This is a genomic window from Anaerolineales bacterium (assembly GCA_016928575.1).
GTDB lineage: Bacteria > Chloroflexota > Anaerolineae > Anaerolineales > RBG-16-64-43 > JAFGKK01.
Genome location: JAFGKK010000023.1, coordinates 25,508 through 50,142 on the forward strand (window position 1 = coordinate 25,508; position 24,635 = coordinate 50,142).

Sequence of the window (24,635 nt, forward strand, 5' to 3'; positions counted from 1 at the left end):
CGTGAGAGAGGGGAGGCGAGGCCGGTCGGCGTCGCGCGGCAACGCATCAGGATCCCTGAAAGCGGAGGATGGTTCCGAGCGTCCGCAAGGCGATTTTCATGTCGAGCATCAAGGACAAGTGGCGGATGTAGTACAGATCGTATTCCAGCTTGAGGGCGGTGTCTTCGACCGTGCGCACGTAGCCGAAATTCACCTGCGACCAGCCCGTCAAGCCCGGCTGAACCAGCAGCCGGGCGCGGTAGAAGGGAATCTGTTTTTCCAATTGGGCGATCCACTCCGGCCGCTCGGGCCGCGGGCCGATCAGGCTCATGTCTCCGCGCAGGACGTTCCAGAACTGCGGAAACTCGTCCAGCCGGGTGCGCCGCATCCATTTGCCCACCCGCGTCGTCCGCGGATCCGCGGGCGACGCCCAGCGGGCTTCGCCGTCGGGCTCGGCGTGTTCCACCATCGTCCGGTATTTCCAAACCCCGATCGGATGCCCGCCCTTGCCCGACCGTTCCTGGCGGTAGAGGATCGGGCCGCGCGTATCCAGCCGGATCAGCAGACCCAGCAGGGGAAACGTGGCGACGGTGAAGGCGAGGCCGACCAGCGCCGCGGCGACGTCGATCAGCCTTTTGAGCGGGCCGTAGAGGCTGTTGACCCGGACGCTGTCGAGGAACGACGTCAGCAGCCAATCCGCGCTGAGGTAGCCGATCGGCACGCGTCCGAGCAGGGATTCGTAAAGGGCGGGCATGCGGATCACTTCCGCGCCGCGCTCCTGGCAGTCGAGAACCGCCTGAAACAATTCCGGGCGGATCCGGCCGGTGATGGCGAGAATCAGGACGGGAGCGCCCTGCATCCCGACCGCCTCCTGCAGAACCTCCCAACCGCCGAGGATCGGGACCCCCTTAACCTTGGTTCCGCGCTTCTGCGGATCGTCGTCGATCATCCCGCACACCCGGAAATGCCCGGGAACCTCCCGGGTCAGCACGCTCAGGATCATCGTCCCCGCCCGTCCGGCGCCGATGATCAGAACCGGCCGCTGCAGCATCGGCAGGGTGAACAAACGGATCGCCAGCATCCGCCAGCCGAATTCCAGCACGCTGACCGACCCCATAAACATCAGGATCGGAATGCGGGGAAGCGTATTGGCGTCGGCGAAAAAATACAGTCCGAGGTAGAGGAACAAAGAAACGCCCGTGGCCAGCGCCAGGCCCGAGATGGTGCGCTCGCTCGAAAAGGCGACGTGCGGATCGTACAGGTGAAAGATGAGGAAAAACCACGCCGGCCCAAGCAGCAGGAAGGGCGTGACAGGATCGCGCATCCGGAACAACGCCGTCAGACCCTGGACGGCCGGGTCGATCCAGGTCCATCCGATCCAGGAAACGCCGACGGCGAGAACGATGCAAAGCAGGTCGCCGGCGAACAGCAACGCCTGGCGTTCGGAAAGGGTGAGGCCGCTGCGCTGGACCGACGGTGCGTTCGCCATGGAAGCCGCCGGTCAGGCTTTGGGCTGCCGGCGGAAAAAACCGATGATTTCGTCGAGGGTCTGCGCGAGCGAGATCTCCGGCTTCCATCCGGTGACGCGCCGGATCTTTTGGATGTCGGGAACGCGCTGGCGCATATCCTCGAATCCGCCGTCGTAAGCCTGCTGGTAGGATATGTGTTTAATCTCGGAGGAGGATCCGGTCAGCTTTTTGACCGTCTCGGCCAGCGCGCGCACGCCGATCTCCTCGGTCGATCCGATGTTGAACACCTGTCCTTCCGCCGCCGGATTCTCGATCAGCAGCAGAATCGCCCGGACCACGTCGCGCACGTTGCAGAAGCAGCGGGATTGCAGACCGTCGTCGTAGACGGTGATGGGCTCCCCCGCCAGCGCCTGGCGGACGAAGCGCGGAATGACCATCCCGTACTGGGCGCTCTGCCGCGGGCCGACGGTGTTGAAGAACCGCCCGATCACCACCGGCAGGTTTTGCGAGCGGTGATAGGCGAGCGCCAGAAACTCGTCCAGCGCCTTCGAAGTGGCGTAGGCCCAGCGGGTGACCGTCGTCGCGCCGAACACGCCGTCGTCGTCCTCACGGAAGGGCACCTTGTTGTTCTTGCCGTAGACCTCGGAGGACGAAGCCAGAAACACCTTCCGCCGATACCGGCGGGCGACCCGCAGGACCGCCTCGCTGCCCATCACGTTGGTTTCGATGGTCCGGACCGGATCATTGACGATCAGCTGGACCCCCACCGCCGCGGCCAGGTGGAGGATCCGGTCGCACTCGCTCCCCAGGCGGTCCATCACCGTTTCGTTGGTGATCGTCTCGAGCGCGAAGGAGAATCCGGGGTTTTTCGTCAGCGGTTCGATATTCTCGAAGCGGCCGGTGGAGAGGTCGTCGATGACGGTGACCTCCTCCCCCCGCTCGAGCAGGGCTTCGGCCAGGTGGCTGCCGATGAACCCGGCGCCGCCGGTGATCAACGTATGGGTCATGAGGGCTTGTCCTTTCGACGAACGCCGAGCATGGTTTCTTCCAGCGCCCGGGCCAGGGCCGGCGGATCCGCCCACGCCCCCTCGGCCGTGGGCGCGCCGCAGGCGAGCTCCGCGCCGGGAGCGGCCAGCAGGCGGCCGGAGAATTCGGCCGCTCCCTTGCGGATCTCCTCCGGCCAACCGGCGCCCCGGCAAAAAACGATCAGATGCGCTTCGCGGAACAATTCGCCGACCTTCTGCGTCTCGAGTCCGTCCGGAAACGGCAACAGCTTCCCCGCCAGGCGAAACAAGCGATGCCAATCCTGCGGCTGTCCGATCGCTTCGCCGATCCCGGAATCCATCCACGCCGCGAAGGCTTCCCCTTCCAGCGCCAGGGCCCGCAAGTACGCCTTCAGCGCCGAACGGGAGGCGCGGGGCGAGGCCGCGACGACCAGGTTTTCCGAAAGCATCCGCGCGGCTTTAACCGCGGCGACTCCCTGCTCGTCCTCCGCCAGGATCAGGATCAGCGGATTGTTGAGCGGGATCGGCCGCGCCCGCTCCAGCACCGCCAGGCCGATTAATCCCGCAACCAGCAATCCGGCAAACATCAGGACGGCCGTTTCCGGCCGGGAGCGGGTCATCAAAACGGCCAGGATCCCGAGCAGTCCGGCGGCCAGATACATGGAAAAAACCGCGCGGTTGATCCCCAGGCCGAGCCGCGCCAACCGGTGCGAGGTGTGGTCCGTTCCGCCCCGGGAAACCGGCCGCCGGTTGAACAGCCGTGAAAAAGTGACCAGCGTGGTGTCGAAGATGGGCAAGCCCAGGACAACGATCGGCGCCATCCAGGTCGATCCCAAGGGAAGGTTGGTCGGCGAGTATTCGACGCCGATCACCGCCAGCAGGAACCCGAGCAGCAGCGAGCCGGTGTCGCCCATGAAGATCATCGCCGGGGAGATGTTGTAGTAGAGGAATCCCAGCGAGGCGCCGGTGACCGCCGCCGCCAGGCTCGCCACCAAACCCTGGCGGGCCGAGGCGGCCAGGATGGTGAAGAAGAGCGCGGCGACGGAGCAGATCCCCGCCGCCAGTCCGTCCATGTTGTCCATCAGGTTGATGGCGTTGGTGATGCCCACGAACCAGAAAAGGGTGACCGCGAAGTTGACGGCGGGGAAGGGGGTGATCCGCACCTGGATCCCGGCCGCCGCCGCCAGCACCGCGGCGGCGATCTGCGCCAGCAGTTTCACCCGCGGCGAAACCCCCCGGCGGTCGTCCCACAGGCCCACCAGCATCAGCAGGGTTGCCCCGACCGCCACCGCCGCCATCGGGACCACCTCGGTGGAGAAGTCGACCCGCAGCAAGACCGCGCACAGCGCGAGGTAGATCGCCAGGCCCCCCAACAGCGGCATCGGGCGCACGTGCATCTTGTGCGGCTTGGGGGCGTCGACGAAACCCGTGCGGAACGCAACCCGGCCGATCACCGGCGTGGCGACGAAGGCGGCCAGAAAGGAAAAGATAATGAGGGGAAGGTAGGCGTCCATCCGCTGGTCACCGCGGGCCGGGCGCGCCCGCTTTGCCGCGGGCGAGCGCCTCGTACAGCGCGGCCATGGCGGAAAGCATCCGCTCACGGCCGAAACGTTCCTCCACTTCCCGGCGGGCGAGCACGCGCATCCGCTCCGTCGGTTCTTTTTCCGCAAGGGCCTCGCGCCAGGCCCGGACCGCAGCACCGGCGTCGCCGGCCGGGAAGAGCCGTCCGGTCAATCCGTCCCGGACGACGTCCGGCACGCCTCCCACCGCCGCGGCCGCCACCGGCACGCCGGCGGCCATGGCTTCGATCACCGCCACGGGGGTGCCCTCGTTTGCGGAAGTCAGCGCGAGCAGATCCAGTCCGGCATAGACCGGAACCATGTCTTTTCGCCATCCCAGGAAATGCACGCGCTCCCGGATCCCCAATTCGAAAGCGTATTGCCCGAGCGGCTCCCGCATTTCGCCGTCCCCGACGATGATAAACCGGGCCGGGACCCCCGAGTTTACCATGCTTCGCGCCGCCTCCAAAAAAAGGCGGTGATTCTTGATCGGCACCAGCCGGCCGACGATCCCGATCAGTTTTTCTTCGGCGCCGATTCCCAATTCCGACCGCAATTCGCCGCGGCGCGGATCGCACCCGAGCAGGGGTTTGAGGTCCATTCCAAGCGGGATGATCTCAATCTTGGCCGGATCGGCGACGCCCATCTCCGCCAGATCGGCCTTCAGCGCCGGGCTGAGGGTGACGATCCGGTCGCTGATCCGCGTCAATCCGCGTTCCACCGAGCGGAAAAAGACCTCAACCGGCCGGGGAAAATATCCGCGCAGGACGTGTCCGTGAAATGTGTGGATAACGGCCGGGACCCCGGCGCAGCGGGCCGCCGCCCGCCCGAGCGCTCCGGCTTTGGCCGTGTGGGTGTGGACCACGTCGGGCTTCCACGACCGGAACAGGCGCAGGAGTTGGACGAACGCGGCCAGATCGGCGGGTCCGAGGCGGGGGGAAAGGGCGGAGAGGATTTCCGGTTTGACGCCTCGTTCGGCGGCCAGGTAATGCATCCCGGCCTCGCCGCGCCCCTCGCGCCCGGAAACCAGCCGAACTTCAAAGCGGCCGCGGGGAAGCCCAGCCGCCAACTCGATCACGTGCGTGGCCGGCCCACCGACGTTCAGTCGCGCGATGACGAGGACGATCCGCAGGGGGCGTTCGGGTTTTTTGTCCATTGGAGCCGGAGTCCGGGGATGATTATATACCAAGGACGGGGCGCCTTTTTGGAGAATAGGCGGCGCTTCCGCCGCCCTTCCGGGAAGATCAGCCAAGGGCAGGCTCCGGGACATTAATAGGTGATTCACCGGGGAGGTATTCCCAACCCCCTACCGTCTGAAGAGAAATAATATGAGAACCGTGACTAATACCCATTAATATCTTGGCCGGAAAAAGTCCCCCGCCTTCTTGATAACCCCGCGGACTTCCGATTCGGCAAGGACGTATGCTTCTTTCGGATTCATCACCACCATTGTGTCTTATGATTAATGAGATGAATAAGGTCGGCTGTTTCCTTCCTTATATGATATGCGACTCTGAAAAAATGGTTGTGAACGGTTATAGTTATTCTTTCTCTTTTGTATCTTCTCAGCCCGCTTCATGGATGGGAAGAAGCGTAGAAAAACAAGCCCCGATATTACCCCCTCATCCCATCCTCCCGTCACTGTCCCGAGCGCAGCAAGGGACAGCGATGGACGGCGACGGGAGGGCGGATGAGGGAGAGGCTGAGTAGATACTTTCTTTTACCAATTGATTCAGGACTTGATTTGTGAATTTACCATTCCTCAATTTTCCCATCATCATTTTGCTTCGTTTACCACGGGATACCTTATTGTTAAAGCGGGGGGAAAGCAATAATACCCAGCCGCACTTGCGAAATGGGGCTTGCATTCATGTTGGTTGGCGGGCACGATCGCGATTCAGATAAACCTCTCTTCTCACGACGTTTTTGGCTGGCCTCCAAGACAGGTATGGGCGAGCCGAAGTGCAAGATCTTCACTCTTTATAGTGGATGGTTTATGCCGCCGGAACACGATACAAGCGAATCACTGGCCCTACTCGAATCCAACCCAGCAAATCCATCTTTTCCATTGGCGTTCGGTTTTCGATGCTTTGCTCGCAGCTTTCCGATCGAAACGGCGAAAAGACTTGAACAAGTTGCAGCTCAGTGCGGGTTTGGTCATCTATCACGGGGAACTCAATGACACTGTCCACGCCGTAACGGCTGGATCCCTGGCAATAATCGTTTTCGATCACATATTCAATGTCATTCGCCCGGACGAAATTCCACCATGTCGCGTGATCCGTGATTTGGGATTGGAACTCCGCGCCGAAAAGATCATACTCAGGCTGGTGGAAAAGGTCCGGATGCGACAACCTATACGCGTAACTGGGCGGGAGGGTCGTCAGCGTTTGCATCCGCTGGATACTGGTCGCGTTACGCGCCAGCGGCACGCTGAAGGTAAAAGGCTCACCGATCAAGATGCGGGAATTTTCCGGGATGTGCTGGATAATATACTCGTATGCCGCAGATCGCGTATTTGGAGCAGCCATGGCGCTGTCTATCAATAGGCATTCGCCAAGGGCCAATACCAGTGCAATTGAGCCTACACTGACGGCAATCCAGCGTTGCTTCCGCCGTTCGTACTGCGACCAAGTCCATATGGCATAGGCGCCAAGTATCGCCACCGGGAAGGCGGTCGCCAGCCAGAATGTGATTCGCGGTCCCGGCGCGGGCATCATGCTAAACGAGAATAAAATCAGGAAAACGGCGAGAACTAGCGGTTCAAGTCTGCGACGCAGGATTGCCAGTGCCGTTCCGGCGAGGGATAGCAATGCAAGATAAGGCCGCATCGGGATTAATGGCAGCAGAGCGTTGGCCTTGATGTTTTCAATTCGCTCTGCGAGGGTGTTCGTAGTACTGAACCGCTCGCTGAAAATAAAACCGATGTCGCTGAGAACCGCGTCCGTATCCAGGATAATGTAAGGGTTTAAAATTAGGTGGCTTACGACAAACGCCAGCAAAGCCCACAACCAGTGTGTTGCCAAGAATGAGATCGGACGCCCGGGCTGCCGCCACCAATAGATTATATGGGCCAGTACCAGTGCGATACCAACGACAACCGTTTGCAGATGGCCTAGCATGGCGATTGTCAGTCCGATTCCACCCAGGATATAGGACCAGCGTGTGCCGCGCCGAGCCATATACACGGACGCCGTCAGGGTTATCGTGACACCCAGGAGTCCCATGTTGTCTGAAAGCGAATAATGAGCCAGATACGCAGCGAAAGGTTGGACGCCCATAAACAGCCCGGCGAGCAATCCACCCCCGTCATTACCAGTCAGTTCTCGGCCCGTCAAATAGGCTAAAAACACGCCCGCCAGCGTCAAGAAAACCGTCATAATGCGCACCACCAGAATAAAATATTCCCGGTGGGTGAAATACAGCGCTTCAAAATCCGCAGTCGAGAATCCGGGATTTGTTAATTTAAGCGCCGCATAATACGGGCCTAGAGCCGACCATTGCATGATATCCCAGCCCGCACGAATGTAGGCATAATCGGGCGGAGCACCCGACGCGATTCTCAATGAAGCCGAGATGCCCGAACTCTCGTCCGTCACCTGCCCGTGGGGCAACCCATTGTCAAGGCCCCACAGCCGCAGCCCAAGTGCCAACAGCAGGATCAAGAACAACAGACTTCGTTTTAAGATCATTTCAATTAGTTTTACGCTATGGAGACGGTGTAATTTGTGAGGTGCCAAGGTGCGATTATATCATGCTCATGGACCCAGCGGACGGCGATGGATTGGTGCCGCCGGCAGCGCAGATGAGTGCAAGTGTTTTGCATCACTTCCACGAGCAACCGCCGCCGTGAATGACGCTACGATTTCGCTTACAGGCCCTGGTTTACCAATCCCTCCGTGTCTACTTCGGTACTCTGCACGGATGTGAAAACCAAAATAAATTCGTTTTAGCGGGGACTGAGTCATTCTTGGACTTTGCGGAGGGAATAAACCGGACGCGAATCCACAATCATCAACAATAGGCCACAATAATAAGTCTGAGCCGGAATTCGACTGAGTCTTCTATAGTAAATATATCCACATTCCGAAACCTGAAAAATAAATTCAAAATCCGGATGGGTGAAACGCCCCAAAATAAAAAGGGGGGAGCATTATCGGTCTGACGGAATGCGCCATGCCCTTAATGATACGACGCCATGAACACCGCGGTCGTGAGCACGATTCCACGGGGGCGAAGTATCCGCAATATGCTTCTGCCGCCAGAAATTAATTGGCTACATACTCCTTAACCTGAATGCACAGAACTGCACCGGTGGTCAATCTATTTTATTACAAACTCAAAGAGCCGCATCTCGTTAGGACAGCGCGGTGAAGTTCCAATATCGAGAAAATCGTACGCATCTCGAAAAGTCTCTTCCACGGATTGCGCAAAGGGGTATTCATACTTCGCCCTATGTAGATCTTCCATCTTACGACGCTATTACAATTTTTCTATATGCCTTCACCGTCCGTTCCGCCATCTTCTCCACCGGAAATTCCTTCCGCACCCGCTCGCTCCCCGCGCGCCCCATCCGCTCCGCCCGCGGCCGGTCCGCCGCAAGCGCGCGGATCGACTCCGCCAAGCCGGCCGGATCCCCCGGAGAAACGAGCAGGCCGGTTTCCTCCGGGACGACGATTTCCGGAAGCGCGGAAACGTCCGCGGCGACAACCGGCTTCCCGAGGGCCATGGCCTCCAGCGCCACCAGACCGAAACCCTCCCAGCGCGAGGGAATCGCGAGCAGGTCGGCGCCGGCCATCACGTCGGCCGCGTCATCGCGCCAGCCGAGGAACCGCGCCCGCCGGAGGCCGAGCGAGTGCGCGAGCCGCTCCAGTGCGGGCCGATCCGGCCCGTCGCCCGCCAGGACAAGCCGCGCCGCCGGAAGCTCCCTTTCCACCGACGCGAACGCCCGCAGCAGAATGTCGACTCCCTTCTGGCGCGTCAACCGCCCGACGAATCCGACGATCGACTCGCCGCCAGCGCCGATTTCGCGCCGGAATTTTCCCGGGTGAGCCGAGCGCGCGAATGAATCCGCGTCGATCCCGTAGGGGACGACCTCGATTTTTTGCGCGGGCGCCCCTTCCGTTTCCACCAGAAAACGCCGCACGGCCTGCGAGATCGCGATGATCCGGCCCGCGCGCCGGAGCGACGGGGCGAAGACCGGCCGCAGGGGAAGCCAACGGCGGAAGCGGTCGTCGTTGTGGCGGGAAACCACGAACGGCCGCGCGGGAAACGCCCGCATCGCGATCTCGCCGTACACTTCCCCGTGCGGCAGGTGGGCATGCAGAATGTCGAACGGCTCGCGCCGGAGGAGGCCGCCCAATCGGGCGGGCAGCGACGGATCGATATGTCCGCGGATGGGCAGAGTGAAAACGGAGATTCCGGCCGCTTCCCACCGGGCGCGCAGGGCGTCCTGCGGCCGCCGCGGATCTTCCAAGAGGATCACCGACGGATCCACCGCGAAAGAGAGCAAGGCGGGCAGAAGCGCAAGCAGATGGCTTTCCGCCCCGGCGATGCCAACGGCCTTTAATAAATGAAGCACCCGAATCCGCTGCGACGACGGCATCAATTCACCCCGGGGAAGAAGCGGAGACGCGGGAGAAGCGCACGGCGTTTTTTGACTCCATTCATCGCTCTCCGCTCCGCTCCAGGCACCGGTCCAACAGTTCGGCGTACCGCTGGGCAAGCACTTCCCAATGATAGGCTGCTGACGCCTTTATCCCGTGTGCGCCCATCCGCGCGCGGGCCGGCTTATCCCGCGCCAGCGCGATAAGCCCGGCGGCGAACGCAGCCGGATCGCGGGCGGCGATGCCCGCCTTGGCTTCCTTGACCGGGACCATTTCCTCGACATCGAAGCCGACGACCGGCACACCGCATGCCATATATTCCAGGACCTTGATGCTGGCTCGGCCCATCAAATCCAGCGCCCGCGGATACAACCCGATGTCGAAGGCGGCGACGTATTCCATCAAGGCCGGCCGCCGCTGGTAGCCCGTCAGCCGGACCCATGGGCTGCGCTCCGCATATTCCCGCACCTTGCGGCTAGGTTCGCCCACCAGCCAGAGGACCAGCCGCGGTTCCTTCCGGCGCGCGCATTCCATCGCCTCGAGCAGCCGGTCCACGGCGTACATCTGCTGCAGCGAATCCGCCGGCAGCTCGTCGGAGAACTCGAAATGCGGCTGGTGGATCCCCGCCACCACCTCCCGCGCAGACCGCGTCCAAGCCTCCCGCGCCGCCTTCACCTGCTCCGGGGTCACGGAAGGAGTGGAAACCCCCTGCGGGATGACGACGGCCGGATTGCGCAATCCGCGATCGGCTAGGCGCCGCGAGACGGATTCGCTGGTGACAACCACCGCCGCCACGTTCGGCCGGTTGAGTTCGCGGATTTCCTCGGCGCCGAACAGCGGATCGTCGTGGTCGCAGACCACGGCGTTGTGGATCCGCCTGATCTGCCGCCAATCGGTGCAATAGACAAGCGGATAGCGCGCGCCCAGCCAGCGCATCAACAGCGGAAGCCAGATCCGCCGGCGGACCCCGCGGATCGGCCAGCAGGGATGCATATCCACATAGAACCGGTCGACCCGATCCAGCCGCGGCAGCAGCTCCTCCTGGCGGGCGTTGTTGTGGCCGCGGCTCCAGGCGCCCGCCCAGGCGATACGGTTCTTCGACGGCGGAGTCATTCGCCGGCCTCTCTCGAAAAGAAGGACGGCCAATCCAGCGGGCGCCCCTCGATCATGCGAACAAAGGCGTTCAGCACCCTGGGCTGGGAGTAAAAGGCCACCCGCCTTTCGCCGGCGGCGGACCAAGCCCGCCGAAGGCGTTCATCGCGCAGGACGCGCTCGCACAGCGCGGCAAACGCCGGGCGGTCGCCGGCTTCGATGAGGCATTCCGCCTGTTCGGGCGCGATCACATCGCGCACGCCGCCCACGTCGTAGGCCGCGAACGGGCATCCGGCGGCCATGGCTTCGATCAGCACGCGCGGAAACCCCTCGACGTCGGACGGCATGACGTACAAGTCCGCGGCGCGGAAAAATACCGGCACATCGCGATTGGGAACCTGGCCGCGGATATCGAACGATTCCTGCAATCCAAGCTCGGAAATGCGCCGCCGCAGTTCGGAAAGGTACGGCCCCCCGCCGGCCACCAGCAGGGTCAACGGCCCCGCCGCCGACCGGAGTGACCGCGCCAGGCCGGGGAGGAAATCGGCGCCGCGGCGGTGCGAGACGCGGTGCAGGAACAGCACCGCTTTGCGGTCCGGCGGAAGGCCCAGCGCGCGCCGGGCATCGTCCCGGTCCACCGCTTGAAACCGTTCGATGTCAACGAAATTCGGGAGGACGATGATTTTTTTCAGCGGGATCCGCGCGTGCCGGGCGTAATACTCCGCCATCCGCGGCGTGCCGGTCACGAAATCGGTGCACAGGCGGACCGAGGTGTTGATGCAGAAGCAATTCCAGCCAAAGACGAGTTTCCGCCGCCACGGCTCGCCCGGCTCCGGCCCCATGTCGGCGTACATGCCGCAGTTCCAGTAATACGCCCGCCCGCCGAGCAATCGGACGACGATCGAGGCGGCGACGGCGGCGGTGTAGGAATAGTGGACGTAAAAAAATTCTATCCCCCGCAGGCGGGCGGCGAGGAACACGAGCGCTTCCTCGAACAGCCGCAGGGCCGGCAGGCGGATCCGCAGGGGATGCAGCGGCGGATCCTTTGGCAGCGGACCCGTCGCCCGCTCGACGTGGATCTCGACCGGGACCCGTTTCTGTAGGTTCCGCAGAAAATCGTACAGGTGGTATAGATGCTCCGCCGATTCGGCGTCGTAGCGCGGCAGCAGATACAGCAGCCGGGGCGCGGCGGGCGGCTTCATCGGGAAACCCCCGCCGCGGCGACGTCCCGCCATTGCGCGACGATCCCGTCGAAGAGTCGATCGGGATCGAACCGGCTGAGGATTCTCGTCCGCGCCGCAGAGCCCATGCGCGAGTGTTTTTCCACATCCGCCAAAAGCCCGCAAGCGTTTTGCGCGAGGGCTCGCGCGTCCTCGACAGGCGCGAGCAGGCCGGTCTCGCCGTCGGCGACGATGTCCTCCGCTCCGGCGGTCCTCGTCGCCACGACCGGGAGGCCGGCCGCGCCCGCCTCGACCAGGACCCGGCCGAAGCCCTCGTAGATCGACGGATAGAGGAACACGTCGGCCGCACCGTACATTCCCGCCAAGTCCTGCAAGGCGAGTGCGCCGGTCCACACCAGCGATCCGCCAAGTCCCGCCCGCTTCGCCGCGCGGTCCAGATCCTCCTGCGCCAATTCCTTCCGCCCGGCGACGACCAGGCGCGCTCCGGGAAAACGGACGCGGATTTCCGCAAATGCGGAGAACAACAACGGCAAGCGCTTGAAGCGGACCGGCCGGCCCGCCCACAGGATCATCCGCGCATCAGCCGCGAAGCCCAACCGCTCCCGGGCCCTGGCCGTCGAATCCGCCAAGCGGCTTCCGGAGAACAGCGCGATGTCGCAGGGGACGGGCAGGACGCGGACCTTCCCGGCGGGCAGGCCGAGTCTGCGGACGTAGAGTTCGCGTTCGCGGGTGTTGACCACCCGCCAGGCGTCCGCGCGCGGAAGCAGGAAGCGCGCGAGGAGGTGCAGCCCGCGAAAGGTCACCGGCCGCTCCGCGATCCAATGCCGGTTGAACAGAAAGCAGGAGTGGTTTTGAATGAGCAACGGCCGGCCCAGGGAACGGCGCAGAAAATGTCCGACCAGCGCCGTGGCGAACGGGTCCTGGGAGGCGATCAGGTCCGGCGGATGAACGCGCGCCGCCTCGCGGGCCAGCGTGTACGCCGCCGGCGCATAGCCGATGCGCTTTACGCCGGTCCGCCGGACGGTCAACGGGCCGAATTCGTCCGCCCCCGGCTTCAGCGCGTCCACGATGAGATCAATCCGGCCGCCGGCCCGGCGCGCATACTCCGATAGCCGCCGCACGGGTTCGCTTGTCCGGTCGTTCAATCCGTCGTCGCCGACGCCCAGCATCAGCACGTTCATCGCGCCGCGGCGCTCCTTCCCGCCGCCCGCATCAGCACATCCTCGGTCCGCTTCACCAGCGTCTCCCATTGGTAGCGATCCAGGAACGCCTTCCGTCCGCCCTCGATCAGCGCAGCGCGCAGATCCGGATTCGAGAACAGCCGCGTCAGCGCTTCCGAAAGCGCCGGCAGATCGTCCGGCGGATAGAGCAATCCGTTTTCCCCATCAGCGATCAACTCCGGGACGGCCCCGCCGTTGCAGGCAACCACCGGCACGCCGGCGGCGTATCCCTCGATCACCGAATAAGAAAAGGTCTCGTTGATGGAGTTCACCACCAGCGCGTCCACCGCGCGGAGGAAGCCGCCGACCTGCGCCCGCGGGACGGATCCGGTGAAAAGAACCCGCTCCCGAACGTGGATTTCCGCGGCCAACGATTCCAGCGCTCCTCGTTCCGGGCCGTCGCCGACGATTACCAGCCGCAGGTCGCTCCGCAATGCGAGCAGCCGGATCAGACCGTCGATCCGTTTGAAAGGAATCAACCGGGCCGCCACGGCCAGCGTGCGCCCCGGGAACGGCGGCAACTCCTCGGGCGGCGAATCCGGGAACGGAACGACCGCGTTGGGGACGATCGCCATCCGCCGCGGATCGACGCCCCAGCCGGCCACAATCCCATGGAAGAACCGGCTGGCGACGATGATCCGATCGGCGCGGCGCGAGACCGCGCTCCGCAGGAGCTTTATCAGCTCGAACTTCAACGGCTGGCGGCGGCGCTGGAAGTCCGCCATGTCTCGGTCGCCGGCGCGCCGGTTCGATGCGCGCTCCCAGGCCCAATCGCCGACGATTTTCATCACCAGCGGCCGGTGCGCGAGCGCAGCCGCGGCCGCCGCCTCGATGAACAGGCCGTTGGCATAGATCACGTCCGCCCCGCCGGCCGAGCGCGCGATCGCGGAGACGGTCTCCCGCATCCGCGCGAGCCTCGGCATCCCGCGGCGGATGCGGCGCACCGGGAACGCGTAATCCCCTCCGACGGGATCGTCCGCCAGAGTCAACACCTCCACTGCGTGCCCGCGCGCAACGAGCGAATCCGCAATCCGTGGAACGTAAGAAGCCGGGCCGCCGATGTCGGGCGGAAAGATGCCCGTCGGGAGCGCGATCCGCAGCCGGTCCGCCTCCGCCTTCACCGCCGCGCGCATATCGCGTACCTCCGGCCTTCCCAGGCCAGTTCGTATCCATCCCACGGGCACGGGTCTGGATGCGCGTCCTGATCCGCACCGAGGAACTCGACCACCCGGTAATCGTCCTGAGGACCCTGGCCGGCCACCGCGGCGTTCGGCGATTCATACACGTACTTCAAGCCGAATTCCAGCCAGCCCCACGCCCGCGTGGGATCCCCCTCGCCGCCCAAGCGAACCACTCCGATCCGAACCGTTTGGGAAGGCCGGCGCTCCGCCGCCGACGCCAGCCAAGCCATCGCTTCGACCTGCCCGCTTTCCCGGCCGCCGTATCCCGATGACACGATCGACTCCATTTTGGAAGACGCTGACCGGTATGGGAAGAAGAACAGGATGACTAGAAGGACCGCGGCGGCCGGCAGCCAGCGGCGGGGTTTGGCCGAGCGCACGACGGCATCGAGCGCGGCGGCGACCGCAACCGACTGCAGCGGCCAGAACCAATAGAACCGCCACGAGCGCTCAAGTTCGGAAAGCGCCCACAGCAATCCGCCGCAGACGCCGATCGTTATCGCCAGAACGCCCGTCTCGCGGACGGGCGCCTTCCGCCGCAGAGCGATCGGCAGTGCGAGCGCGCCGGAAACCCACACGAGGATGCCGTATGCCCGGACCTGGCCGAGCAACAGCGCCATGGAATGATACGCTCCCGAATCGCCCGGAAGGAAAGCGCCGACCAACGCCGGCTGAGAAATCAGAATCAGGATCCCGGCTCCGATTCCGCCTCCAAGCAAAAATCTCCAAAGCGGCGCGGCGCGCAGGCGTTCGGTTAGGCCGGAGACAGGCTTCCACCCGGCGATCCAACAGAGGAATAAAATCATCCAGCCGGTTAGGTATGCGCCGAAGAGGATCCCCGTCGGCCAGGCCGGATCGCCGAACAAGAAATACCCCGAATCGAAATTGCGGTCCAGCTTATTAAAAAGCGTGCAAGCCAGCCAGGTAAGCGACGCCAGCCTTCCCGTCCCGGCGTATACCATCCGGTTGGCATCATACTCCGCGGTCCAGGGGAGATAATTCCACTCCTGAAAATCCGTTTCGCCGGGAAGGGTGGCGTAGCAATCCACGTCCGCCGTTGTTTGCGCCGCTCCGGTTTCGAGATCCCGGCGCAGGATCATGCTGCCGATATCCACGAAGCCACGCCCGGCTTCGAAATTTAAATACGGCAGCCAGATAAGGAACAACAGCAGGAGGACCGTGGCCAGGCTGCGGAGCGATATCGGCGGCCGGAAGACTAGGGCGATCACCAACATGGCGACCAGCGCCGGAGCCAACGTGAAATAGACGTACATCCCCAAGCCGGCCAGAAGGAACGCGGCGGAGAACATATGCGGCGAGCGGCCGCGCACCCAGCGGACCAGGAAGTAAGCCATTCCCGCCACGAAAAACGGATGGCCGTTCGGCCAAAGCGACGGTCCGACCAAGGGCAGGAATCCCGCCAGCGGGACGGCCGCCCAGGCCGCAACCCGGCCGATCGTATCCCGCGCAAGGAAGAACAGGAAGGCCAGCAGGCCGAGGTGCAGCAATACCGCGCCGGGGACTTCCGCGAGCCGCGGATCCGAAAACAGCAGGACCCCCGGGATCATCAGAAACGAGGTCCCGGGCGGGCCCCATCCGGAATAAGAGAGCCCCTGTCCGCGGTAGGGGATCACCCCATTGCGTATGAATTCGATCGCGTTGGCCTGATGGGTGCGGATGTCCGGGCTGTCGAAAGGCCCCGATTCGCGCCAGGCGGCGTAAAAGATCAGGCTGGAGGCGGCCGTCACCGCCAGGATCCAGCCCCAGTCGAGAATTATTTCCCAAGGCAGCTGCTTTTTCACGCGCACAGGGTCCTCTTCACGATTCGGCGAACGTCATATTCGATCGGATTTCCCTGACAAGTTTGGAAGCATCCAAGATATCTTCATGGTTTGTAAGTGCTTCTCAGCCTCCCGCCGTCATCCAATCCTCACCCCCAACCCCTACACCCCCTCCCCCTCTCCTGACATAAGTCAGGAGAGGGGGAAGGGGACGGGGGATAGAGGTGAGGATGGAAAAGGGCAGGATATCCCTCTACTACAAAACAAGCTGAGCAGAGACTATGATTTCTCATATCCGCTCCTTGGGAAATGCCCTATTGATACTCACGGCGTCCATTAGGTCGTCATGCCCGCGCTCGCCCTCGCGGAGCGGGGGTGCTCTCAGCGGGCACCCAGCCCGAAAAATCCCGGATCCCCGATTAAGACACTCGGGGATGACGATCAAACGACTGCAGGGCATCCTTAGGGACGCCGTCCTCCCATTCTCCATCCCTTCCCACCTCCCCTTGTCACTCGCTATCCCTCGCTACGCTCGGGAAGAGCGCTCGTGACATTCCCCTCCTCCCTTCCCGTAATACGGGAAGGGAGGAGGGGTTGGGGGAGGTAGGATGGGATGGCAATGTCGGCGGGCGGCCTTTATAGCAATTCGAAATACCGCACTTTTACCCCCGCCGGCAATTTCCCTTCGAAGGCCTCCAGCGCGGCACGGAGCGGGGCGGCCTCTTCGGGCAGGACCGCGTACCACGTCACGGTCGCACTGCCGCAGACGACGTTGCCGGGGATGGTCCACTCCCCGACGCGGATCCAGGAAGCGGGGACCGACGCGGCTCCCGTCTCCGGATTGTACCCGAACCAGCTGTCGTAAATGACCGCGATCCGCGTCCCCTCCGCGGCGGTGAGCGTTTCCAGCGCGCCGGCCAGGTCGCGCTGCCAGGCGCCGGCCAGCTTGGCCGCCAGCACTTCGCGCGAGGCGAGCCCGAACAGATCGACTAGGCGCAGGTCGGCCAAGTAGTCGATCGCCCCGATGTCGTTGGCCGCGACGACGCCCTGCGGATAATATTCCCGCAGGAAGAGGCCCATCTGATACTGCTGCTGCCAGATGTTGCGCGATGCGGCGGGCGTCTTCCAGAGCGGCTGGACCGCGAGGTTCGCCAGCGGAATCCCGATTATGAGAGCGGTGACAACCGCCGCGACCGCGGCGGCCGCATTGCGGCGCAGTCCAGCCCAATCCACGGCCGGCACCCCCAGACAGCCGACCGCCCAGATCCCGAGCGCGTTCAGGTATGCTTGATAGCGGTAGAACATTTCGGCCGTGATCCATATCGAATGCATCAAAACGGCGAGGAAGAAGAGGACGGCGGGCAGAACACGCGGGTCCCAAAAGGCGATTTTGGATTCGGCGCGCGCACGCAGGAGCAAAAGCACGCCGAGGATCACCGCCAGCGACTGCCAGAAGGGCAGGTGCGGCCCCTCGATGTCGGTGACGGGCAGGAACGGCCGGACGGCCATGGTCCAGAGTGAGACCGGATCGGTCCAATCTACGCCGCCATGTTTGATCAGCAGCGAGTTGGGGAGGAAGGACCAGCCCTGGCTCAGGGAATAAATCCCGTACAGAACGACCGGAAGCGCGGCGGATAGGCCGACGGCGGCCGCCGCTTTCCAGCGCCCGCGCAGGGCGAGGAGCAGGCACACTGCGGCGGCGAGGAAACAGCCTTCATAGCGCACCGCCGCGGCCAGCGCCGCCCATCCACACAGCGGGAGCAGGCGCGCCGGCGGCCCGCCTGCGAGGAAGCGCACGGCCGCGGCGCAGAACGCCACCGCGGTGAGCGTTTGCAGTGTCGTCTCCATGCCGTTAAAGACCAGCGGCCACAAAGGAAGGACCAGCATGCCGCCGACCAAGAGGGCTAACTGGCCCGGGGGACGAACGCCGCGGGAGGCCCATTCGCGGCGCCAGAGGGCGAGCAGGACGCCCGCGGCCGCGACGTTGATCAGCAGCGGAAAAATTTCCCGGTCGCCGAAGACCCGCATCAACCCGGCCAGGATCAGCGGCCAGAGGATCGAGCTGGAGGAGGAGGAAAAACCGTACGGCGTGACTCCCCACACCCCGTCCCGGACGATGTGCTTGGCGATCGCGAGGTGGATATAGGCGTCGTCGAGGTTATAGATGAAGCGGCCCCCGGTCTGGCGCAGGATGGCAAGCAGGAGGACCGCCGCGGCCGCGGCCGCGGCGGCGTAGGCCGCAAGCAGGACCGCGTTCCCGCGGAAAAAATCCGCCGCCCGGCGCATCCTTATTTCCCGCCCTCCAATTTGCGGACAACGCCGTGATCCGGCAGATCCGCCAGGAACGCGTCGGTGCACCGCCGCAATTCGTCGTCCTCGCGCACCAGGAAAATTTCGGCCGAGCCGCACGCGGCGCACTCCGCTTGCACCCATCCGCCCGCGCGGATCCAAACTTGCGCGGCCCGGACCTGGATCACCGGCTGGAAGATGAGCGCGGCGCACGCTCCGCTGCGCTCCGCCTCCGAGCGCATCCATTCGGCGCTCAGTTCTCCGCCGCGGCGTTCCCGGAAAGCCGCGAGGCCGACGAAGCCAGTGAGATCCACCACTTCGTCCTTCCCGGCCAGGAAGACGACCGTCCCGGGCGAGTCGGTCGCCACGATCCCCGATCCGCAATCCGCAATCCATCCGGCCGCGGCCAGCCGGACCCCTTGGTAGCGTTCCAGCGACTCGCCGAATTGGATTGCGCCCTGAACGCCGCGGTGGAGAAGCGGAAATCCGATCAGGACGGCCAAGCCTGCGCCCGCCAGCAGAGAGACCGTGTTGTCGCGCAAGGCGCGCAAATCGGCGGGCAGGATCTTTCCCAAGCCCGGCAGGACGGCCCAGCACCCCAGCAGGATCAGCCAGGCGTCATACCGGTATCCGAGGTCTCCGATCAGCGTGAGATCGGCGAGGATGACAAGAACCGCCAGCGCCGGCGCGAAGAAGCCGCGTTCGCGGACGGGCCCGAGCCGGCCGGTGAATCCAAGCCAGGCCGGCAGGAGGGCCGCGACGAGCACGAGCGCGCGCAGGCCCGGATTGAGGCCGAGGATGTTCAGCGAGCGGAAGACCACCGCCGGCGCCGCGGAGAGGTCCGCCGGGATCAGCTCGGCGCGGCGCAGGTAGACCGACGCCGGGACGGGCAGCCAGCCGGCGCGCCAGGAGAAGAAGCCGAAGACCGCCGTCGGAAGCGCCGCCGCGCACGGAATCAGCAGGCCGGCGCGCCAATCCCTCCGCAGTAAAAGAAAGAAGCCGGCGATCGCGGCCACCAGCAGGCCCTCGTAACGGGTTGCAGCGAGCAGCGCGGCCAGGACGCACAGCGGCGCAAAGCCCGCCTCTGCGGGGGATTGCATCCGCCGCGCCCACAATTCCAAAAAGGCGAGCAGGAGGACGAGGAACAACACGTGCTCCATCCCGGAGGCGGCGAGCGGGGCGAGCGGCAGGGCGATGATCAGCACCGCGAGCAGAAGAGCCTGAGCCAGCGGAGCGGCAACCGCCTTGCGGACGGCGCGATAGGCCAGCACGATCAGCGCGGCGGAAAGGAGCGCGTTGAAAATCCATGCCCACAGGGCGTCGGCGCCCAGCAGGAAGAACACGGGGGCGAGGAGAATCGGCCACAACAGGGTCCCGAAGGCGGAGGCGAACTCGCCCGGGACGATCTCCCACGCGAATCCTTGGGCCAAATTTTTAGCCAGAGCCAGGCGCTGATAGGCGTCTTCCTCGGCCAGCATCACCCGCCCGGAGGCGGTCTGCCCGGCGAGCGCGATCCCCAGCAGAACCGCCGCCAGCGCCAATACGGCCAGGAGCGGCCAATGCGCGCGCCATGCCGGTTTTAGGGATTCCTTATCCGCCGCCATGCGTTTCCTCCGTTCTCCCGAGCTCCTCCGCCGGGACGAACACCACCCGCTCCGGAAGCGAACTCTCGAATTCCACCAGTTGCGAGCGCAAAAGGTCCGCGTGGTCCGGGGACGGCGCGTAGAACGAGACGGTGTCGCCGCCGCACACGTAGCAATCCGTGAAATGCCACTCGCCGACCTTCACCCATCCCTCGGGCAGTCCCCCGTAGCGGTCGAACCAGTAATCGTAGACGACCACCACCTGCGCGCCGCTTTCACTCACCAGCCGCGCGATTTCCACCGTATCGTACGTGCCGCCGAGCTTTTCGCGCGCCACATCCATCGAAGCCAGCCCATAGAGGTCCAGCAGCGGGAATTCGTTGTAGAACGAAACCGCGCCGATGTCGTTGGCCGCCACCGGCCCCTGCGGATAGTAGCGCTTCAGGAACAGTGCCATCTGGTATTGCATCTCGTAGATGTTGCGCGCCGCGGGCGGCGTGTGGAGGATCGCGCCCTGCGCCCGGCCGAGGAACGGGACGGCGAGCAGAACGGCGGTGGCCGCGGCGGCGATCCGCGCCGCGGCGGCGGAGGGCAGCCGCAACCGCCAGCCGCCCGGCGGCGCCGCGGCCTCGAGGGCCCACACGCCGAGCGCGATCAGGTAGGCGGCGTGGCGGTAGAACCACTCCATGTTGATCAACGTCCCGTGGGCGAAGGCGATCATCAGGAAGAACGCGCCGGGGGCGATCCGCGCGAATAGCTTCTCCCGCTCTTCTTTATGGGCAAGGAACAGCCAGGAAAGCAGGGTCAACACGGCCAGCGCCAGGATGTAATCCCGCCCGGTGAGGTAGCGGAACGGGCGGGTGAGGATCTGGGCCGGCGCCTCGGGGACGATGTCGGTGAACGGCGCGCTCTTGATCAGCACCGAGTTCGGCACCGGATACCAACCCTGCGCCAGCGAAACCAGCGCCATCAGCGCCACCGGCAGGCAGGCCGTAACGATCACCGCCGCCGCCGTTTTCCACCGCCGGCGCCAACCGAGGAGTAGGGCCGCCGCTCCGGCCAGGAACAACCCTTCATAGCGGATCAGGGTCAGCGTGCACCCCAGCGCGATCAAGCGGCCGTCGAATTTGTCCGGGCCCTCTTCTTTCAAGACGGAGATCAGCCACTCGGCGAAGAGGACGAAGACCAGGATCTGCAGGACGTGCTCCATGCCGTCGAAGGTGATCGCCGCGAACGGGACGCACAGCACCAAGAGTGTCAGGACCGCCGCGCAAGTTGCATTCCCCCGCCCGCGCGCCCGCATCCCGCGGTAGACGGCGCCCAGCACGAGGATCGAGATCCCCAGGTTGAGGATCAGCGGACTCCACTCGTTGACCCCGAAGATCACATAGGTGAGCGCGATCAGGATCGGCCAAAGGATCGAACTGGCGCAGGAGGTGAAGGCGTAGGGCGTCACGCCCCACACGCCGTGGCGAGCGAGGTTCTTAGCTATGGCCATGTGGATGTAGACGTCGTCGGAAGCGTAGATAAGCTTGCCGCCGGAGATCGAGAGGATCTGGACCAGCGTGACGGCGAAGATCGCCAGCCAGAGGGCGGCCGCGGCCAGGAGCGGCCAATGCCGCCTGATGAAGGATCTATGATGCATGCTTGCCCCGCTCCCACAGCGCCCGCAGCCCGGCGTAGCATAAGCGCGCCGCCTCGCGCGGGGAGCGCTCGAGCGCCATCGCCCGGATCAGATTCGCCGCCCCCGCGCGGATCCGCCCGCCGCGGAGGAAGATCCGCGCCTGGCGGAAATACACCGAACGCGAGAACGCCTGGCGGCGCAGGGCCGTTACCTCCGGCGGCAATTTTTCATCGGCGAAATATTCTTCCAGAACCCGCTTGTATTCATCGCCGAAGCGCCCGCCCTGGTGCAGGGTCTTGGAGGCCTGCCACACCCGGGAGGCGGCGACGGTCTGGGGGATGTGCGCGCCGCCGTCCGGGAAGCGGTTCCAAATCCGCAGGAAGAACTCGAAATCGAGCGCGAAATGCAGGTCCTCGTTCAGCCCGCCCACCGCCTCGCGGGTCATCCGCGGGATGAATACGCCGGGCTGGCCCATGTTCTTGCCGAGCAGAAGCGAACGCAATCCGTATCCCGCCATCTTCTTCTCGCCGAGCGTCCGGCCCTGGTGGTCGATCTCTTGCACGTCGCCGTAGAGGATCGCCGCGCCGGGATGGGCCGCGAAGACCGCGGCGGCGGCCGCGAGCGCGCCCGGCTCCAGCCGGTCGTCGGAGTTGACCCATCCCAGCACCTCGCCCTTGGCGCGGGCCCAGCCCTTGTTGACCGCCTCGGCCTGGCCGCGGTCCGACTCGCTGACCCAGAAATCCAGCCGCCGCTCGTATTTAAGCAGGATTTCGCGGCTGGCGTCCTGCGAGCCGCCGTCGACGACGATGACTTCCTTGCGGGCGTAGGCCTGATCCAGCGCCGAACACAGGCACTCCTCGAGGAATGCGCCCTGGTTGTAGGACGGGATGACGATCGAAAACAGGGGGTCGGAAGCCATCCCTTCGATTATACCGAAGGGCAGGCCGATCCCATAAAGGGGTACAATAGCCACAAAAGGCACAAAAGACACATAAGGTCCTATGAATAATTCGGATATTTTAAAGGGGGAGAATATATTGAGAAATGAAGAGGCCACTCTCGACCCGTGCAACCGTATCCGTCAGACTGAGATCGACATTCATTCGACCGGAAAATAGAAGCGCCTCTGGTAAATAATTTTGTGCCTTTTGTGCCTTATGTGGCTATCAAATGGCCACAAAAGGCACATAAGGCACATAAAATTCTTGATATTCCATTAGTTCCATAAAAAGGGGGGAGAAATGGAAACCAGAGACGAAGCCATCATCCTGGAATTATGCAACAACGTCCGGCAGGTCGCGTTTGCGCTCCATGCGTACCTGCGTCACGGACATCTTGAAAAAGTGTATGAGAACGGCCTTTTGCATCGGCTCCGAAAAGCAGGAATGAGGGTTGAGCGGCAAAAACCTTTGCGGGTGTACGACGAGGATGGATTTCCACTGGGTAATTACTTCGTCGATTTATTCGTCGAAGATTGCCTGATCGTGGAGTTGAAAGCGTGCAAATCATTGGCGGAAGAACACCTTGCGCAAACATTGGGATACCTGCGGGCAACCAATTGCCGCGACGCAATGCTCATAAATTTCGGCACGCCAAAAATCCAAATCCGGAAATTAATTTTGTGACTATTGTTCTCTATGTGGCCTTTTTTGCCACAAAAAGCACAAAAGGCACATAAGGCACATATGGTCTTTTTCGGAGACTGGTTACTCTCGCCTCCCCAAGAATAAAAATCAGAAGATTTCCTTGTGCCTTTTGTGCCTTATGTGGCCATTGATTTCCCTCAAAAGGCACATAAGGCACAAAAGGTTTTTGGGAAACCGACCACCCTCGACTCCAAGAATAAAATCCGAAGAATTATTTTGTGCCTTTTGTGCCTTATGTGGCCATTGATTTACCACAAGAAGCACATAAGGCACATAAGGTCTTTTCGGAAACTGACTACCCTCTATTCACTTCTCATAAAAAACGGGGGAAATATTTTGTGACTTTTGTGCCTTATGTGGCCATTGATTTCCCATAAAAAGCACACAAGGTTTTTAGGGAAGACGACCACCTTCGACTCCCCAAGAAAAAAATCCGAAGAATTATTTTGTGCTTATTGTGCCCTATGTTGCCATTGATTTGCCACAAAAAGTACATAAGGTACATAAGGGGTTTTTTGGGAACCGACTACCCTCAACCCACCAAGAATAAAAACCGGAAGAATTATTATGTGCTTTTTATGCCTTATGTGGCTATTGATTTACCACAAAAGGCACATAAAGTTTTTTCTCAGCGACAGCTTTTCCATTCAATCTATGAATCCGCGTACTTTTTATTAAAAACACACAGCTTCACTGAGCGGGCGTGTCTTATCGCGACTGCTGCCACCCTATTTGTAAGGAAACCTTCTATCTTTTGTATAATGTCGAGATTTTCCCGATTATTCAGGTCCCTCTATCCAAACAGGAACGTACGAATCGACGCCCGGATCGGAAATCCAAATCAATTCCTTTGTATTCGTATTCAATCTAAAAATCCGAATTATTTCTCCGGTCGAATGCGGATAATTCTTAATTATTGCCGAAAAAATAATATATTGCATCACTCTTGTCCAAGATCGGGTTAAAAAAAGTGACCTCTAAACGGGATAGAATCGTTGTGACGCAACCATCCTACCCGGAAAGAGGTCAACCCAATGATAAAGGCAGCCAGCTGTTTCACGCAAATCCTCGCTTTGGTCGACCGAGCCACGTTCGCACAAGCCATCAAACACCATAAAGCCGAACGTTATGCAAAAGGATTTAGTTGTTGGGAGCAGTTCGTTTCCATGTTGTTTTCTCAATTAGCCGGCGCCAATTCCCTACGGGAGATATCTGGCGGATTGGCTAGCGCCGGGGGAAAACTCATCCACCTGAACCTGAAGAAGTCCCCGTCCCGATCGACACTGGCCTACGCCAATAAACATCGTCATTGGCAGGTTTATCAGGAATTATTTGAGCATCTACTGGTCCAATGCCGACAGTGGGGTGGCAAACGGAAGCGGAAGTTCCGGTTCAAGAACCCGTTGATCAGTCTGGATGCC

At 62.7% G+C, this 24,635-nt stretch carries 17 protein-coding genes; 2 read left to right on the forward strand and 15 right to left on the reverse strand.

Annotated elements, in window-relative coordinates; all coding sequences use genetic code 11:
• Window positions 1-46: 46 nt before the first annotated feature.
• The 15 genes from JW929_03650 to JW929_03720 all read right to left on the reverse strand — a co-directional run bounded on the left by JW929_03650 (window position 47) and on the right by JW929_03720 (window position 22,487).
• The gene (locus JW929_03650) at window positions 47-1,468 is read right to left on the reverse strand and encodes a sugar transferase (protein ID MBN1438481.1); all 1,422 of its coding nucleotides are present in this window, start codon (window positions 1,466-1,468) and stop codon (window positions 47-49) included.
• Window positions 1,469-1,480: 12 nt separating this feature from the next.
• Entirely contained in the window at window positions 1,481-2,455 is a 975-nt protein-coding gene (locus tag JW929_03655; protein MBN1438482.1) for a GDP-mannose 4,6-dehydratase, read from the reverse strand.
• On the reverse strand, window positions 2,452-3,966 hold the full coding sequence (locus JW929_03660) for an undecaprenyl/decaprenyl-phosphate alpha-N-acetylglucosaminyl 1-phosphate transferase (GenBank protein ID MBN1438483.1): 1,515 nt from the start codon (window positions 3,964-3,966) through the stop codon (window positions 2,452-2,454). Before JW929_03660 ends, JW929_03655 begins: the two co-directional genes overlap by 4 nt.
• Window positions 3,967-3,973: 7 nt before the next feature.
• The gene (locus tag JW929_03665) at window positions 3,974-5,167 is read right to left on the reverse strand and encodes a glycosyltransferase (protein ID MBN1438484.1); all 1,194 of its coding nucleotides are present in this window, start codon (window positions 5,165-5,167) and stop codon (window positions 3,974-3,976) included.
• A gap of 838 nt (window positions 5,168-6,005) precedes the next feature.
• Window positions 6,006-7,676, reverse strand: a complete 1,671-nt coding sequence (locus JW929_03670; protein ID MBN1438485.1) for a glycosyltransferase family 39 protein — start codon at window positions 7,674-7,676, stop codon at window positions 6,006-6,008.
• Window positions 7,677-8,482: 806 nt separating this feature from the next.
• Window positions 8,483-9,616 carry a glycosyltransferase family 4 protein gene (locus JW929_03675; protein ID MBN1438486.1) on the reverse strand — a complete coding sequence of 378 codons (1,134 nt, stop codon included), beginning with the start codon at window positions 9,614-9,616 and terminating at the stop codon, window positions 8,483-8,485.
• Between the two features lie 61 nt (window positions 9,617-9,677).
• Complete coding sequence (locus JW929_03680) at window positions 9,678-10,730, reverse strand: glycosyltransferase family 4 protein (protein MBN1438487.1); 1,053 nt, start codon at window positions 10,728-10,730, stop codon at window positions 9,678-9,680.
• Entirely contained in the window at window positions 10,727-11,911 is a 1,185-nt protein-coding gene (locus JW929_03685; GenBank protein MBN1438488.1) for a glycosyltransferase family 4 protein, read from the reverse strand. Before JW929_03685 ends, JW929_03680 begins: the two co-directional genes overlap by 4 nt.
• Entirely contained in the window at window positions 11,908-13,071 is a 1,164-nt protein-coding gene (locus JW929_03690; GenBank protein MBN1438489.1) for a glycosyltransferase family 4 protein, read from the reverse strand. The genes JW929_03685 and JW929_03690 overlap by 4 nt, the downstream gene beginning before the upstream one ends.
• On the reverse strand, window positions 13,068-14,243 hold the full coding sequence (locus JW929_03695; GenBank protein ID MBN1438490.1) for a glycosyltransferase family 4 protein: 1,176 nt from the start codon (window positions 14,241-14,243) through the stop codon (window positions 13,068-13,070). The genes JW929_03690 and JW929_03695 overlap by 4 nt, the downstream gene beginning before the upstream one ends.
• The gene (locus JW929_03700; GenBank protein ID MBN1438491.1) at window positions 14,228-16,093 is read right to left on the reverse strand and encodes a hypothetical protein; all 1,866 of its coding nucleotides are present in this window, start codon (window positions 16,091-16,093) and stop codon (window positions 14,228-14,230) included. The genes JW929_03695 and JW929_03700 overlap by 16 nt, the downstream gene beginning before the upstream one ends.
• A 615-nt stretch (window positions 16,094-16,708) precedes the next feature.
• Entirely contained in the window at window positions 16,709-18,358 is a 1,650-nt protein-coding gene (locus JW929_03705; protein ID MBN1438492.1) for a hypothetical protein, read from the reverse strand.
• Between the two features lie 2 nt (window positions 18,359-18,360).
• The gene (locus tag JW929_03710) at window positions 18,361-19,965 is read right to left on the reverse strand and encodes a hypothetical protein (protein MBN1438493.1); all 1,605 of its coding nucleotides are present in this window, start codon (window positions 19,963-19,965) and stop codon (window positions 18,361-18,363) included.
• Entirely contained in the window at window positions 19,952-21,589 is a 1,638-nt protein-coding gene (locus JW929_03715) for a hypothetical protein (protein ID MBN1438494.1), read from the reverse strand. The genes JW929_03710 and JW929_03715 overlap by 14 nt, the downstream gene beginning before the upstream one ends.
• A complete protein-coding gene (locus tag JW929_03720; protein MBN1438495.1) occupies window positions 21,579-22,487 on the reverse strand; it encodes a glycosyltransferase in 909 nt (302 codons plus the stop codon). Before JW929_03720 ends, JW929_03715 begins: the two co-directional genes overlap by 11 nt.
• A 322-nt stretch (window positions 22,488-22,809) precedes the next feature.
• On the opposite strand from JW929_03720, the gene JW929_03725 reads away from it, so the two are divergent.
• Both JW929_03725 and JW929_03730 read left to right on the forward strand, forming a co-directional pair.
• Window positions 22,810-23,193 carry a GxxExxY protein gene (locus JW929_03725; protein MBN1438496.1) on the forward strand — a complete coding sequence of 128 codons (384 nt, stop codon included), beginning with the start codon at window positions 22,810-22,812 and terminating at the stop codon, window positions 23,191-23,193.
• 1,055 nt (window positions 23,194-24,248) lie between these two features.
• On the forward strand, window positions 24,249-24,635 hold a 387-nt coding region (locus JW929_03730), incomplete at its 3' end, for a DUF4372 domain-containing protein (protein ID MBN1438497.1).